Origin of the sequence: Erwinia sp. OLFS4, from assembly GCF_002752165.1 — a bacterium.
Lineage (GTDB): Bacteria > Pseudomonadota > Gammaproteobacteria > Enterobacterales > Enterobacteriaceae > Izhakiella.
The window spans coordinates 34,925-48,614 of the sequence record NZ_MOMB01000048.1 but is presented as its reverse complement, the minus strand read 5'-3'; the positions used below and the strand labels follow the sequence as shown (position 1 = coordinate 48,614).

General features: G+C 52.7%; 15 protein-coding genes. 7 read left to right on the top strand and 8 right to left on the bottom strand.

Features of this window, described 5'->3' with window-relative positions; all coding sequences use genetic code 11:
• Positions 1-16 precede the first annotated feature (16 nt).
• From sapF to pspF, 7 genes are all read right to left on the bottom strand, one after another.
• Positions 17-823 (bottom strand): putrescine export ABC transporter ATP-binding protein SapF, encoded by an 807-nt coding sequence (gene sapF / locus BL249_RS09895; RefSeq protein ID WP_099704813.1) that lies wholly within the window; start codon positions 821-823, stop codon positions 17-19.
• The gene (gene sapD, locus BL249_RS09890; RefSeq protein ID WP_099704814.1) at positions 824-1,816 is read right to left on the bottom strand and encodes a putrescine export ABC transporter ATP-binding protein SapD; all 993 of its coding nucleotides are present in this window, start codon (positions 1,814-1,816) and stop codon (positions 824-826) included.
• On the bottom strand, positions 1,817-2,707 hold the full coding sequence (sapC, locus tag BL249_RS09885) for a putrescine export ABC transporter permease SapC (protein WP_099704815.1): 891 nt from the start codon (positions 2,705-2,707) through the stop codon (positions 1,817-1,819).
• On the bottom strand, positions 2,694-3,659 hold the full coding sequence (gene sapB / locus BL249_RS09880; protein ID WP_099704816.1) for a putrescine export ABC transporter permease SapB: 966 nt from the start codon (positions 3,657-3,659) through the stop codon (positions 2,694-2,696). Before sapB ends, sapC begins: the two co-directional genes overlap by 14 nt.
• Positions 3,656-5,281 (bottom strand): ABC transporter substrate-binding protein SapA, encoded by a 1,626-nt coding sequence (gene sapA / locus BL249_RS09875; RefSeq protein WP_099704817.1) that lies wholly within the window; start codon positions 5,279-5,281, stop codon positions 3,656-3,658. The genes sapB and sapA overlap by 4 nt, the downstream gene beginning before the upstream one ends.
• 348 nt (positions 5,282-5,629) lie before the next feature.
• A complete protein-coding gene (locus BL249_RS09870; RefSeq protein ID WP_099704818.1) occupies positions 5,630-5,875 on the bottom strand; it encodes a putative hemolysin in 246 nt (81 codons plus the stop codon).
• A 237-nt stretch (positions 5,876-6,112) separates the two neighbouring features.
• Positions 6,113-7,120, bottom strand: coding sequence for a phage shock protein operon transcriptional activator (gene pspF, locus BL249_RS09865; RefSeq protein WP_099704819.1), 1,008 nt, complete (start codon positions 7,118-7,120; stop codon positions 6,113-6,115).
• Positions 7,121-7,276: 156 nt separating this feature from the next.
• Between pspF and pspA the strand changes: the two genes are divergently transcribed.
• From pspA to tyrR, 7 genes are all read left to right on the top strand, one after another.
• Positions 7,277-7,948, top strand: a complete 672-nt coding sequence (gene pspA, locus BL249_RS09860) for a phage shock protein PspA (RefSeq protein ID WP_099704820.1) — start codon at positions 7,277-7,279, stop codon at positions 7,946-7,948.
• Between the two features lie 32 nt (positions 7,949-7,980).
• Entirely contained in the window at positions 7,981-8,205 is a 225-nt protein-coding gene (gene pspB / locus BL249_RS09855) for an envelope stress response membrane protein PspB (protein ID WP_099704821.1), read from the top strand.
• Entirely contained in the window at positions 8,205-8,555 is a 351-nt protein-coding gene (gene pspC / locus BL249_RS09850; protein WP_099704822.1) for an envelope stress response membrane protein PspC, read from the top strand. The genes pspB and pspC overlap by 1 nt, the downstream gene beginning before the upstream one ends.
• Before the next feature lie 41 nt (positions 8,556-8,596).
• Positions 8,597-8,866 (top strand): phage shock protein PspD, encoded by a 270-nt coding sequence (gene pspD / locus BL249_RS09845; protein WP_099704823.1) that lies wholly within the window; start codon positions 8,597-8,599, stop codon positions 8,864-8,866.
• Complete coding sequence (locus BL249_RS09840; RefSeq protein WP_099704824.1) at positions 8,829-10,226, top strand: YcjX family protein; 1,398 nt, start codon at positions 8,829-8,831, stop codon at positions 10,224-10,226. Before pspD ends, BL249_RS09840 begins: the two co-directional genes overlap by 38 nt.
• Positions 10,223-11,302, top strand: a complete 1,080-nt coding sequence (locus BL249_RS09835; protein ID WP_099704825.1) for a TIGR01620 family protein — start codon at positions 10,223-10,225, stop codon at positions 11,300-11,302. The genes BL249_RS09840 and BL249_RS09835 overlap by 4 nt, the downstream gene beginning before the upstream one ends.
• Positions 11,303-11,503: 201 nt before the next feature.
• Positions 11,504-13,087 carry a transcriptional regulator TyrR gene (gene tyrR, locus BL249_RS09830; protein ID WP_099704826.1) on the top strand — a complete coding sequence of 528 codons (1,584 nt, stop codon included), beginning with the start codon at positions 11,504-11,506 and terminating at the stop codon, positions 13,085-13,087.
• A 61-nt stretch (positions 13,088-13,148) separates the two neighbouring features.
• On the opposite strand, the gene tpx is transcribed toward tyrR, so the two are convergent.
• Positions 13,149-13,652 carry a thiol peroxidase gene (tpx, locus tag BL249_RS09825; RefSeq protein WP_099704827.1) on the bottom strand — a complete coding sequence of 168 codons (504 nt, stop codon included), beginning with the start codon at positions 13,650-13,652 and terminating at the stop codon, positions 13,149-13,151.
• Between the last annotated feature and the right edge of the window lie 38 nt (positions 13,653-13,690).

Below are 13,690 nucleotides of genomic sequence, written 5' to 3'. Positions count from 1 at the left end.
GGTCACTGCTGCAGCGTTAACGGTCTTTGCGCCAGGCTTCTGCCGTCAGCGCTTCACCAAAATGGCTGGTAATTAATCGTTTGGTTTGTTCATGCAGCGGAGCAGAGAGTACATCTGCGGTGCCGCCACGTTCGACCACGGCGCCCTGATGCATGACAATAACCTGATCGCTGATGTGCTTCATCATTCCCAGGTGCTGAGTAACATAAATGTAAGCCAGACCGTGTTTTTCCTGCAGCTCCAGCATCAGGTTGACTAGCTGAGAGCGCATTGACATATCCAGCGATGCCAGGGCTTCATCGGCAATGATCACTTTGGGTTGCAGAATCAGGGCGCGCGCCAGTCCAATACGCTGCTTCTGGCCCGGCGCCAGCATATGGGGATAATAAGAGGCATGATCGCGCAGTAAGCCCACCTGGCGCAGGGTGGCGATAATGCGTTTTTGCCGTTCTTCAGGGGGTAACGACGTATTAAGTCGTAGCGGAAAATCCAGAATCTGGCTGATGCGCTGGCGCGGATTGAGCGCGGTGCTTGGATCCTGAAAAATCATGCGAATGCGCTGACTACGGTAACCATAATCACCAAAATGCAGCGGATGGTCATCAATGATAATGTCACCTTCACTGGGGGCGATCATGCCGCTGAGCATCTTTGCCAGGGTTGATTTACCGGAACCATTTTCGCCGATTAACGCCAGCGTCTGGCGTTCGCGCAGGGTAAAACTGACATTTTTAACCGCTTCAACGTGCTGACGGCGAAACAGACCGGTCCGATAACGGTAGGTTTTACTCAGATTACGGACTTCCAGGAGGGTTTCAACCATTTACGGCGTCTCCATATTCAGCGGGAAGTGGCAGGCAAACAGATGATTTTTCGCGCCGGTCAGCCGTGGGGCTTCAATACATTTTTTCTGAGCATAGGGACAACGTGGACCAAGCCGGCAACCGATCGGCAGGCTTTCCAGTGACGGTATTGCACCCGGCAGCGTATTCAGGCGGCTTTTATGGGGCAGAGATCGGCCAAAATCAGGCATCGCACGGATCAATGCCTGGGTATAAGGATGGTGTGGGGCGGTAATTAATTCTTCACTCGCTGCCGTTTCCACCGTTTGTCCGCAATACATCACGTTAATCCGATCGGCCCAGTGGCTCATGGTTTGCAGATCATGACTTATCAGCAAAATCGTGGTGTTGTTATTCTGATTTAAGCGTGAAAGCAGGCGGAAGATCTGGGCCTGAGTGGTGGGTTCCATGGCATTCGTTGGCTCATCGGCAATCAACAGGCGCGGCTGGTTTGCCAGTGCAATAGCAATCATTACTTTCTGGCATTCACCTTCGGTCAGCTCATAGGGAAAGCTCCCCATAATGTCTTTGTGATCTTTAATGCCGACACGGTGCAACAGTTCAATGGCGCGGCGATGGCGCCAGCGAAAGCGTTCACTCAGGCGGCCACGAAACGTTGAACCTGGAATGGCCTGTACCAGCTGACGACCGATGCTTGCCGAAGGATCAAGACAGGATTGCGGTTCCTGAAAAATCATCGATACGTTCTGTCCAACCAGTTTGCGCCGTTCGCGCGGCGTCAGGTGCAGTAAATCGATATCATCAAAACGCATGCGGTCTGCGGTTACCCGCCAGTTTTCCCGGGTGACACCACAAATGGCTTTTGCAATCAGGCTCTTACCTGAGCCGGACTCACCGACCAGTCCGCGAATTTCACCTTCAGTAAGGCTGAAACTGACGCGGTCGACCGCTTTCACCGGGCCATCAGCCGTCATAAACTCAATGGTCAGGTTACGTATATCCAGTAATGGCATTTATGCTACCCCTGCAATAATTGCCCGCCGGATGCCTTCACCCAGAAGGTTGACGATAAGCACACTGACCATAATTGCCGCGCCCGGCAGCATCACGGTCCAGGGCGCTACGTAGATCAGTTCCAGCGAATCGCCCATCATCGCCCCCCATTCCGGGGAGGGAAGCTGCGCACCGAGATCGAGAAAACCCAGTGCGGCAATATCCAGAATGGCCATTGACAAGCCACGGGTAAACTCGGAAACCAGCAACGGGGCGATATTAGGCAGTATGGCATAACGCAGAAGAAACAGATTCCGCGCGCCATCCAGCCGCGAAGCCACCACGTACTCTTTTTCCATCTCGTCGTGAACCGCACTGTAAATTTCCCGAACCAGACGAGGCAGAACGGCCAGAAAGACCGCCAGCAGGGCATGACCAAGCCCCGGGCCGACAAAGGCCACAACAATAATGGCCAGCAAAAGCGAGGGTATTGACAAAAAGGTGTCCAGCACGTGGTTGAGCACTGCTGAACGCAAACCATGGCTGATACCGGCGAAAATGCCGAGCAGCGTGGCAAATACAGCCGCCACCAGGGTAACAATAATTGCTGCGCCGACGGTTGGTGCGGCACCGTTCAATAGCCGGCTGAGTAAATCGCGCCCCAGATCGTCAGTACCGAGAAAAAAAGAGACGTCACCGTAATGTGACCACGAAGGGGGCAGCAGCTGATAACCAAGAAATTGCTGATTGATACTGTAGGGCGCCAGCAGGCTGCCGGTCAGGCATAACAGCAGCAGGCCGATAAAGGCATAAAAACCAATCATAGCGCTGGTATCGCGGTAGAACAGTCGCCAGGTATGGCGCAGCGGACTGGGTAACCGTTTTTCTGCATATATATTATCGGAGAGCATACCACTCCTTATGCTTCAGCGGATTCATCATGGCACCAATAATATCGGCCAGCACGTTGACGCTAATTACCAGACCACCGACAATCATAACGCCGGCTGAGATCACGGCATAATCCTGCTGACGAATCGCGTCGATCAGCCAGCGGCCAATGCCGGGCCAGCTGAAAACCACTTCAGTTATCATCGCCAGGGTCAGCATCGTTGAAAACTGCAGGCCAAGGCGCGGAATAATCGGTGGCAGGGCGTTGTGCAGCACGTGACGCCGGATAACGGTAAGGCGTGACAGCCCCCGTATGGCGGCGGCTTTAATGTAGTTCTGCTCCATCACTTCACGGGTAGAAATACGCATCAGACGTATAACTTCGGTAGTGGGTGCCACCGCGAGGGTAATCACCGGTAAAATCAGGTGGCGCAGGGCGCTGATAACCAGCTCATGGCGCCACTGCGGCGGGTTAAGGAAAGCATCAACCAGGCCAAAACCACTGATTTTTTCCACCGGATAGAGCAAATCAAAGCGTCCGGAGACCGGCAGCCAGCCCAGTGTCAGCGAGAAAAATAGCGTTAACAGCAGCGCCAGCCAGAATACCGGCAAAGAGAAACCCAGCAGCGTCAGGACGTTAATCAGTTTATCCTGCCATTTGTGGTGCAGCATACCTGCGCAGATCCCCAGCGGAATGCCAGTGAATAATGCCAGTGTAAACGCCAGAATGCATAACTCCAGCGTGGCGGGAAATACCGCACGGAGCTGCACATTAATGGGCATTCCGTTAATACTGGATACGCCAAAATCAAAACGCAAAATACCTTCAAACCAGAAAAGCCAGGCATCAAACAGCGACGCCCCTTGTAATGGAGCATGAGGGGTAAAATAACTCAGGCTAAAACCAACCAGTGAAAGAAGAAACAGCGTGATAAGCCAGAGCAACAGTCGTCGCAGGGTAAAAATAATCATGGTTTATCCTTAGCTGAATCGCGATGCACGCCGGCAAAGGAAGCATTACCAAAAGGACTCAATACCAGCCCATGAATATCATAACGGTAGGCCTGCAAACGAAGCGAAGAAGCCAGCGGCAATACCGGCAGCTGACTGGCAAGGATCTGCTGCGCCTGATCGTAAGCCTCAATACGCGTCGCCAGCTGTTGAGATAATACGGCTTTTTGCAGCAGGGTATCGAAACGACTATCACACCAGTGGGCGAGATTAGTCTGTGAACCGATAGCCCCGCAGCTGAGCAGCGGGCGGAAGAAGCTGTCCGGGTCATTACTGTCAGTGGCCCAGCCGCTTAGCGTCAGATCGTGGCTCATATCCATCAGGCCGGCTTCCTGAAAGCGTCCTTCCAGCGGATGAATGGTGACCTGTACACCAATCAATGCCAGATCGGCCTGGATCAGTTCGGCCGTTTTTAGTGGGCTTGGATTCCATGCCTGGGACGCGGTAGGGACCCAAAGTGAAAGCTGAAGATTTTTGATACCAAGCGCGTTTAAGATCTGCCTGGCTTTTTCCGGATTATAAGCCGTAATCTGTGCTCTGCTGTCAAAGGCCCAGGAGGCCCGGGGCAGAATAGAGGCGGCAGTTTCAGCGGTACCATAATAAACAGATGCCATCAGTCGCTGATTATTAATAGCCAGCGCCAGCGCCTGGCGAACCCCGGCACGATCGAGCGGGGCTTTGCTGGTATTAAAAGCCAGATAGGCGACATTCATGCCTGGGCGAAGCGTCAGCCGCAGGCGGGGATCGTCGCGTAAAATTGACAGCTGGCTGGCTGAAGGATAGGCCAGTACATCACACTCCCCGGTGAGCAGTTTAGATAACCGGCCGGTGCCGCCGGCACCCAGATCGATAACCACCTGTGACATCAGGGGCTTTCCTTTCCAGTAGTCAGGATTACGCGCCAGACGGATGAACTGGCCAGCCTGATATTGTGCCAGCTGAAACGGCCCAGTCCCTACTGACTGACGGTCAAGTTGTTCCTGGTGATCGGCGTGGGCCAGCCTGGCCGCATATTCGGCGGAAAGAATCGGCGCGTAATGGGTGGCCATATGCCAGAGAAAGGAAGCATCCGGCTTTTCCAGACGGATTTCGACAGTATAGCGGTCAAGTTTGCGGATGCTTTTGACCGCATCGGCATATTTCAGACTGTCAAAATAGGGGTAGCGGCCACCATTAACGTTATGCCACGCTGACTTACGGTTAAAAATGCGATCGAAGCTGAACACCACGTCGTCTGCATCCATTTGACGGCCTGGGGTAAACCATGCGGTTTTTTGGAAAGAAACATCACGGCGTAAATGAAAAATATAGGTGGCACCGTTATCACTGACTTCCCAGCTTTGTGCCAGTTCTGGCGTCAGCCGGTAGGTGAAAGGATCAACGCCGAGCAACCGATCGTAAATCTGTGCGGCGACAGTATCAACCACCACGCCACCGGAGGCCAGCTGAGGGTTAAAAGTATTAACCACACCATTTACGCAATAAACAAAGCCGGTCTGGCGAATGTCCTGGCCTTGTGTGGCATGGGCTTTGCTGGCAATCAGCAGCGGCAGAAAGAGAAGCGTCAGAACAAATGTGCGCATAGAGTTTCAGTAAAATAAGGCAATTTATGCAGTGTACCGCACTCGGTGGCCGGGCCCCAAATTTGCAGCGGAAGAAAGTGAAAAAGTTACAAACGTTTAGCAATGATAAGCAAAAAAGCCTTCATCACGTTAGCAATACGCGCAATAATGGTGTGGAAATGAGAAAGATTCTCAACAAAATGCTTTACAAGTGATAACGAGAGTGATTACTATTACATCCGCGCTTCGACGGTGGCTCTACCGAAGAAGAGCACGACATTGCTCACATTGCTTCCAGTATTTTTTAGCCCGCTTAACGCGGGCTTTTTTTTGCCGGATTGGCTGGGGGCCTTGCTTCAGCGAAAATTATTAGTGCGGTTTATGCTGCTGATGTGCCTGGCGGTATAACGCCCATTCATCAACTTCTTCACCAGATGGCAGGATACATTTTCCAACCACCCCTTTCGCGGTGTCTACCATAATGCTTTTGCCGCCAACCTGCTGACAATAAACCGAAGCAGGATTCGGCATACCAATCAGTTTTTCAGGTTTTTGTTGCGTAGCAGAACAGGATGTTACCGTTAGCACGGATAATAATAAGATTGTTTTTTTCATAAGAGCTCAACATAGGCAACGTTAGCGAACAGGTCTGTGCATGATCATATAGCCTGAGGCTGGGATCATAACAAAACCGGTGATTTAATCACAATTGACCCGCGGTTTGATTTGCTAGCCGCCGGTGACCCGCCGTAAAACCTGTTCCTATTCTGACAATGGAAGGATAGGGTTATTATAAGAAATTTTTCGAAAAATTTCCGTTTATTCACCTTGTCGTGGCGTGATGGACAGCGGCTAACCGTTATTGCCAGGGTTTTTAACCTCAATACCGTGTTTTTTCATCATTGCCCGCAGCTGGTGATAAGTCAGTCCCAGTAATTCAGCGGTGATGCGTTGATTATAACGCGCGTTTTCCAGCGCGCGGGTTAATAACTGCGCCTCACTGTCATGCTGCCAGCGGCGCAGGTCAAGTGGCAGTCCTGGCAGGGGGTTAGCACAAAGGCTGGCGGGGGGCGCGTCGCGCCGCCCGGCGCTGGCAAAGGGATTGATGATAATATCATGCACAGGCTGTTCGCTGCTGTTATGGCGGTAGACCGAACGTTCAACCACATTTTTAAGTTCACGAATATTGCCGGGCCATGAGTAATCAAGCAGCGTCTGGCGGGCCTGGGGGGTAAAACCGGCAAACAGCGGTAAGCCCAGTTCGCGGCACATCTGAATGGCAAAATGTTCCGCCAGCAGCGCAATGTCACTGAGGCGCTGACGCAGCGGCGGCAACTGCACAACATCAAAGGCCAGCCGATCGAGCAGATCGGCCCGGAAGCGTCCCTGCTGCGCCAGCGCTGGCAGATCGTCATTGGTGGCGCAAACCAGCCGCACGCTGACCTGCAGCGGCTGGCTGCCGCCGACACGTTCCAGCTGACCGTATTCGATAACCCGCAGCAGTTTTTCCTGCACCAGCATGGGGGCCGTTGCCAGTTCGTCAAGAAACAGCGTACCGCCATCGGCACGTTCAAAACGCCCCTGGTGGCGTTTTTGCGCCCCGGTGAAGGCCCCGGCTTCGTGGCCGAATAATTCTGAATCCAGCAAATTTTCATTCAGGGCAGCACAGTTAAGCGAAATAAATGGTCCCTGCCAGCGCGGAGACAGAAAATGCAAACGCCGGGCAATCAGCTCCTTGCCAGTACCGCGCTCGCCGGTTACCAGCACAGGTTTATTCAGTCGGGCAATTTTTGATACCTGCTCAAGGACTTCAAGAAACAGGTTGGATTCACCCAGTAAGCTATCGTTTTGCTCTGACATGATGAAATTCACCAGGTAAGTGGTTATTTACACCACTTTATACCGCGTTATTGATAATGTAAATAATAAAAAGCATTGGTTATCAGTAAGATAAAAGTTGGCACGCAATTTGTATTAATGCCGGCGGATACACACCATTATTATGAGGAATAGCACATGGGCATTTTTTCGCGCTTCGCCGATATCGTCAACGCCAACATTAACTCGCTGCTCGACAAAGCAGAGGACCCGCAAAAACTGGTGCGCCTGATGATTCAGGAAATGGAAGATACCCTGGTAGAGGTCCGTTCACATTCTGCCCGTGCGCTGGCGGAAAGAAAACAGCTGCTGCGCCGCATAGAACAGGCGGAAGTGCAGATAACAGAATGGCAGGAAAAAGCCGAGCTGGCACTGCGTAAAGATAAAGAAGATCTGGCGCGGGCGGCGTTGATTGAAAAACAAAAACTGACCGATCTCAGCGCAACCTTACGGGATGAAGTTAGCCAGGTTGAAGAGACGCTGACGCGAATGAAAACAGAAGTGGCTGAGCTGGAAAACAAGCTGACAGAGACCCGCGCACGTCAGCAGGCTCTGACCCTGCGTCATCAGGCGGCGTCTTCTTCACGCGATGTGCGTCGTCAGCTTGATAGCAATAAACTGAATGATGCCATGGCCAGGTTTGAATCATTTGAGCGCCGTATTGATCATATGGAAGCTGAAGCGGAAAGCCATCGCTTTGGTAAAAGTAACACCCTTGACCAGCAGTTTGTCGATCTCAAAGCTGATGATGAAATCAGCCAGCAGCTGGCTTCGCTGAAGGCGCGCATTAATAAAAGTGATGCGGAGTAACAGGTGTACGATTATCAGATCAAGGAGAGTGAATGAGCGCATTATTTATAGCCATACCGCTAACCCTGTTTGTGCTGTTTGTCGCGCCAATATGGCTCTGGCTGCACTACAGCAACCGTCAGCGCAGTGAGATACCGAATGTCTCTGAAGCGCAGCGTTTGCAACAGCTGACTCAACAGGCGCAGCGGATGAACGATCGTATTTTAGCGCTGGAGGAAATTCTGGATGCAGAACATCCTAACTGGAGGCAGTCATAATGTTTCAGGGTCGTAAGCTGTATCGCATCCCGGAAGAAGGAAAAATTAAAGGCGTTTGTGCCGGTATTGCACGCTATCTGGAAATTCCGGTGACCCTGGTACGGGTTATTAGCGTGCTATCGCTGTTTTTTGGCTTATTTGCCTTTACCGCCGTGCTGTATATCATTCTCAGCTTTGTGCTGGACCCGCTTGATGCGCAGGAGGCCACAACGGCAATGCCACCAAGCCGGCGCAAACTGCTGGATGAGGCTGATGCCTTGTTACGCCAGGGTGAAGACCGTTTGCGCGATGTTGAACGCTACGTAACCTCTGAAACCTTTTCCACCCGAAGTCGTTTTCGCCAGTTATAATTAGCGGCAGCTGTTAAAACCGGCGCCAGAGAGAGGAGACTATGCACAAGCGTTCTTTACTGAATCAGGCGCTGCACCGTTCGTCACCGACATTAAAGCGCGCCGGGAAATTTATTCTAATTACTGCGGTTGCCGCCGCACCTGGCGGCATTGCTGGCTGGGCTGTCAGGTCGGTTTCCCGTAGACCGCTGCGCCTGCTGCTGGCGATGACGCTGGAACCGCTACTGAGCAGGATTTTTTCCGGCGTCAGCAAGCGGCTTATCAGGGAGAAAGATGAAACGACTGCAAGACGAACTGATTTCACTGATTAACCGGGGCGGCGACCGCCATCTCAGACTGGCGGTAACCGGTCTGAGCCGCAGCGGTAAAACCGCCTTTATTACTTCTTTAGTTAATCAGCTGCTGAGCCTGCATAGCGGCGCCCGCCTGCCGCTGTTTTCGGCCGCGCGCGAAGGGCGTCTGCTCGGCGTCAAACGGGTACCGCAACGCGACCTCGGCATGCCACGTTTTACGTATGATCAGGGATTAGCTCAGCTGTACGGCGAACCGCCGGCCTGGCCGACGCCGACCCGTGGCGTCAGCGAAATCCGGCTGGCGTTGCGCTTTCGTTCGCGTGAATCACTGCTACGCCACTTTCTCGATACCTCAACCCTCTATCTGGAGATTGTTGACTACCCTGGTGAGTGGTTGTTGGATTTGCCTATGCTGGCACAGGACTATTTCAGCTGGTCGCGCCAAATGACGGGTTTACTGCAAGGCGATCGGGCGCATCTGGCGGCAGCCTGGCAAAAAATGTGTACCACACTGGACCCGCTGGCACCCGCCGACGAAAGCCGTCTGGCGGCGATTGCCGCAGAATGGACTGCTTATTTACATCAGTGTAAACAGCAAGGGATGCATTTTATCCAGCCAGGACGCTTTGTGTTGCCGGGTGATATGCAAGGGGCGCCGGCGTTACAATTTTTCCCCTGGCCTCAATCTGAAGAAGTGGCAGAAGGGAGTCTGATGCAGGCAGATAGCCGCAGCAATATCGGCATGCTGCGCGCGCGTTATCAGTATTATTGCCAGCATGTGGTTAAAGATTTTTACCGTCACTATTTTCTGCGTTTTGACCGGCAAATTGTACTGGTTGACTGTTTGCAACCGCTAAACAGTGGCCCGCAGGCTTTTAACGACATGCGTTTTGCCTTGACTCAGCTGATGCAAAGTTTTTCATATGGCCAGCGTACGCTGTTTCGTCGGCTGTTCTCTCCGGTGATAGATAAGCTGCTGTTTGCCGCCAGCAAGGCCGATCATGTGACGGCCGATCAGCATGCCAATCTGGTGTCGTTGCTGCAGCAGCTGGTACAGGATGCCTGGCAAAATGCGGCGTTTGAAGGTATCAGCGTTGACTGTATGGGACTGGCGGCGGTGCAGGCGACACAAAGCGGGCTGGTCGAACAGCAGGGAGAAAAGATTCCGGCGTTGCGTGGTCACCGTTTAAGTGATGATGCGCCGCTGACCTTTTATCCCGGCGAAGTGCCTGCCCGTCTGCCGGGGCAGGCATTCTGGCAGCAGCAGGGGTTTCAGTTTGAACAATTCCGGCCACAGCGGCTCGATGCTGACAAACCGTTACCGCATATTCGCATTGATGCCGCGCTGGAATTTTTACTGGGAGATAAGCTGCGATGAATCATCAGCCCCTGAAAGGCCGCCGGGATTTTAGCCAATCCCTGCCCCCTGAACAAGCCAATCAATTGAAACCGGCAAAGCATTTTGACTCACAATCGCAACCTGAATTTATCGCGCAGGAAAACGACGATAACCTGCTGGCTGAAGAGGCCGGTGAACGCGCAGTCGAAGCCGCGTTACGCCCCCGACGCAGCCTGTGGCGGCGGCTGATAAGGTGCGCGCTGGCATTATTTACCGTCAGTGCCGTTGCGCAGAGCGTCAGCTGGCTACGGGCCTGCTGGCTGGCTGGCGACTGGATTGAACTGACGGCGGCAGCGGCAACCAGCCTGATTATTGTTGCTGCCGTCGGTTCACTGATTCTGGAATGGCGACGTCTGTACAAACTGCGTCTGCGCGCCGGGGAACGCGATACCGGCCGGGAATTACTGCACAGTCATGGTATGGGACGTGGTCGTGCATTTTGTGAAAAACTGGCGCAACAGGCCGGTATCAATGACAGCCATCCAGCACTTCAGCGCTGGCACGCGTCCTTACATGAAACCCATAATGATCGGGAAGTTGTGGCATTGTATGCACAACTGGTTCAGCCAGTCCTTGATCGTCAGGCGCGCCATGAAATCAGCCGTTGTGCAGCAGAATCGGCAATCATGATTGCGATAAGTCCACTGGCACTGGTTGATATGGCCTTTATTGCCTGGCGTAATATTCGCCTGGTGAACCGTCTTGCCGTTTTGTATGGCATCGATCTTGGCTATTTCAGCCGGGTCTGGTTGTTCAGACTGGTTCTGCTGAATATTGCTTTTGCCGGCGCCAGTGAGCTGGTGCGCGAAGTAGGGCTTGACTGGATGTCACAGGATCTGGCTGCGAGGCTCTCGGCGCGTGCCGCGCAAGGGATTGGTGCCGGATTGCTGACGGCGAGGCTGGGGATTAAAACAATGGAACTCTGTCGCCCGTTGCCCTGGCTGGCGGATGATAAACCCAGGCTGAGTGATTTTCGCCGTGAACTGGTCACCCAACTCAAAGAGTCACTGCAAAAATCTGCCGGACGCCCCGTCGGTTCACACGATTCAGATTAATTTTTTATGGTAATTAACCACGAATTTTTGAAATATATTGCTGCCATTGGGCGGTAAATTGTGTTTACATTCTGCCATTAACGTGGGATGGTGCCGGCGTTATGCTGGCGCGCTGTCAGCAAAGTCTGACAGTTTTTTCCCGCAAGGCGAACTGATAGCATACTATTCGCTCCTGCACATTTTTCTAATCAGGATACACCGATGCGTTTGGAAGTTTTCTGCCATGACCGTATTGGTCTGACGCGCGAATTACTTGATCTACTGGTCGAGCGTGATATTGATTTACGCGGCATCGAAATTGCGTCAACCGGGCGTATCTATCTTAATTTTACTGCTATTGATTTCACCATTTTCAGTGCCTTAATGAGTGAAATTCGGCGAATTCCTGGCGTGACGGATGTGCGCACCGTCAGCTGGATGCCTTCTGAGCTGGAACACCGGGCGCTGAGTGCTTTGCTGATAGCACTGCCGGACCCGGTTTTTTCTCTTGATTTAAAAACAAAAATTGAACTGACTAACCCGGCGGCGCAACAACTTTTTGCCCTCAGTGAGGAGAAACTGCGCGGCTGTCAGGCAGGACATTTAATCAGTGACTTTAATTTCTCTCGTTGGCTTGAGTGCGGTCACCCCGAGCCTCAGGCCCAGCACGTGGTACTACAGGGCCGCGACTTTTTATTAGAAATTACGCCTATCTACACGCCGGTACAGCTGCTCAGCGGGGCGGTGGTCATGCTGAAATCAACGGCGCGCATGGGCCGTCAACTACAAAACCTCGCGGTCAGTGACGATGCTGAATTCCAGCATGTGGTGGCGGTTAGCAGCAGAATGCGCCAGCTGGTGGAGCAGGCGCGTAAACTGGCAATGCTTGATGCTCCGCTGTTGTTGGTTGGTGAGACCGGCACCGGTAAAGACTTACTGGCCAGAGCCTGTCATCTGCGTAGCGCGCGCGGCAAAAAACCATTTCTGGCGCTTAACTGCGCCTCCCTGCCGGATGATGTTGCTGAAAGTGAACTGTTTGGTCATGCGGCCGGCGCTTATCCGAATGCACTGGAGGGTAAAAAAGGGTTTTTTGAGCAGGCTAACGGTGGATCGGTATTGTTAGATGAAATTGGTGAAATGTCGCCGCGCATGCAAACCAAGCTGTTACGCTTTCTTAACGATGGTACATTCCGCCGGGTAGGTGAGGAGCAGGAAGTACATGTTGACGTGCGGGTCATTTGTGCCACACAAAAAAATCTGCTGGAACTGGTCAGGCGCGGTGAGTTCCGCGAAGACCTCTATTATCGTCTTAATGTACTGACTCTTACGCTTCCCGCATTACGTGAACGTACCCAGGATATCCTGCCACTCAGCGAGATGTTTGTTGCACAATTTGCCGATGAGCTGGCTATAGTCTGTCCACGCATTTCCGCATCACTGACGGCGTTTATGATCCGTTACAGCTGGCCGGGTAACGTGCGTCAGTTGCGTAATGCGCTCTACCGGGCAATGACGCAGCTGGAAGGGAGTCTGCTGGAAGTGAGTCATATTGCCACGCTGCTGCCTGAAAACGGCGATCAGGACGCAATGATCAGTGAAGAGAATCTGGATGGTAGCCTGGATGAGATAACCCGTCGCTTTGAACGCTCGGTTCTGACCCGTCTCTATATCAGCTATCCCAGCACGCGTAAACTGGCCAGACGGCTGGGGGTATCACATACGGCGATCGCCAATAAATTGCGGGAATACGGACTGGGGCTGCGACGCAGCGACCAGGATGATAAGGAAAACCCGCCTGGTGAATAGTGCCGATTGCCGCACATTTATAATAGCGTGCGCCGGATGACAATTATCCCGGCGCACGGTTTTACTTCAGTGCCGCCAGCGCCGCTTCATAATCCGGCTCACTGGTGATTTCTTCAACCAGCTGACTGTGCAGCACCCGATCATTTTCATCCAGAACAATCACCGCACGTGCCATTAAGCCCTGTAACGGGCCGCTGGTAATGCCGACACCATAATCCTGGTTGAAATTTGCGCTACGCAACGTCGACAGCGTCACCAAGTTAGATAAACCATCTGAACCGCAAAACCGCGATTGTGCAAAGGGCAGATCAGCAGAGATACACAAGACTACGGCATTGGTCATTTCACTGGCGAGCTGATTAAATTTACGCACTGAGGTGGCACAGACCCCGGTATCAATACTGGGAAAAATATTCAGCACTTTACGCTTACCGGCAAACTGGCTTAAGGCGGTATCGCTAAGATCTTTTGCCACCAGCGTAAAAGCGCTGGCCTGTGCGCCTGGACGCGGAATCTGGCCGGCAACAGTGATCGGGTTACCCTGAAAAAGTACGGTCTGAGACATAAGCGTTCCTGTATAAAGGATTTGATACCGGCACGGCG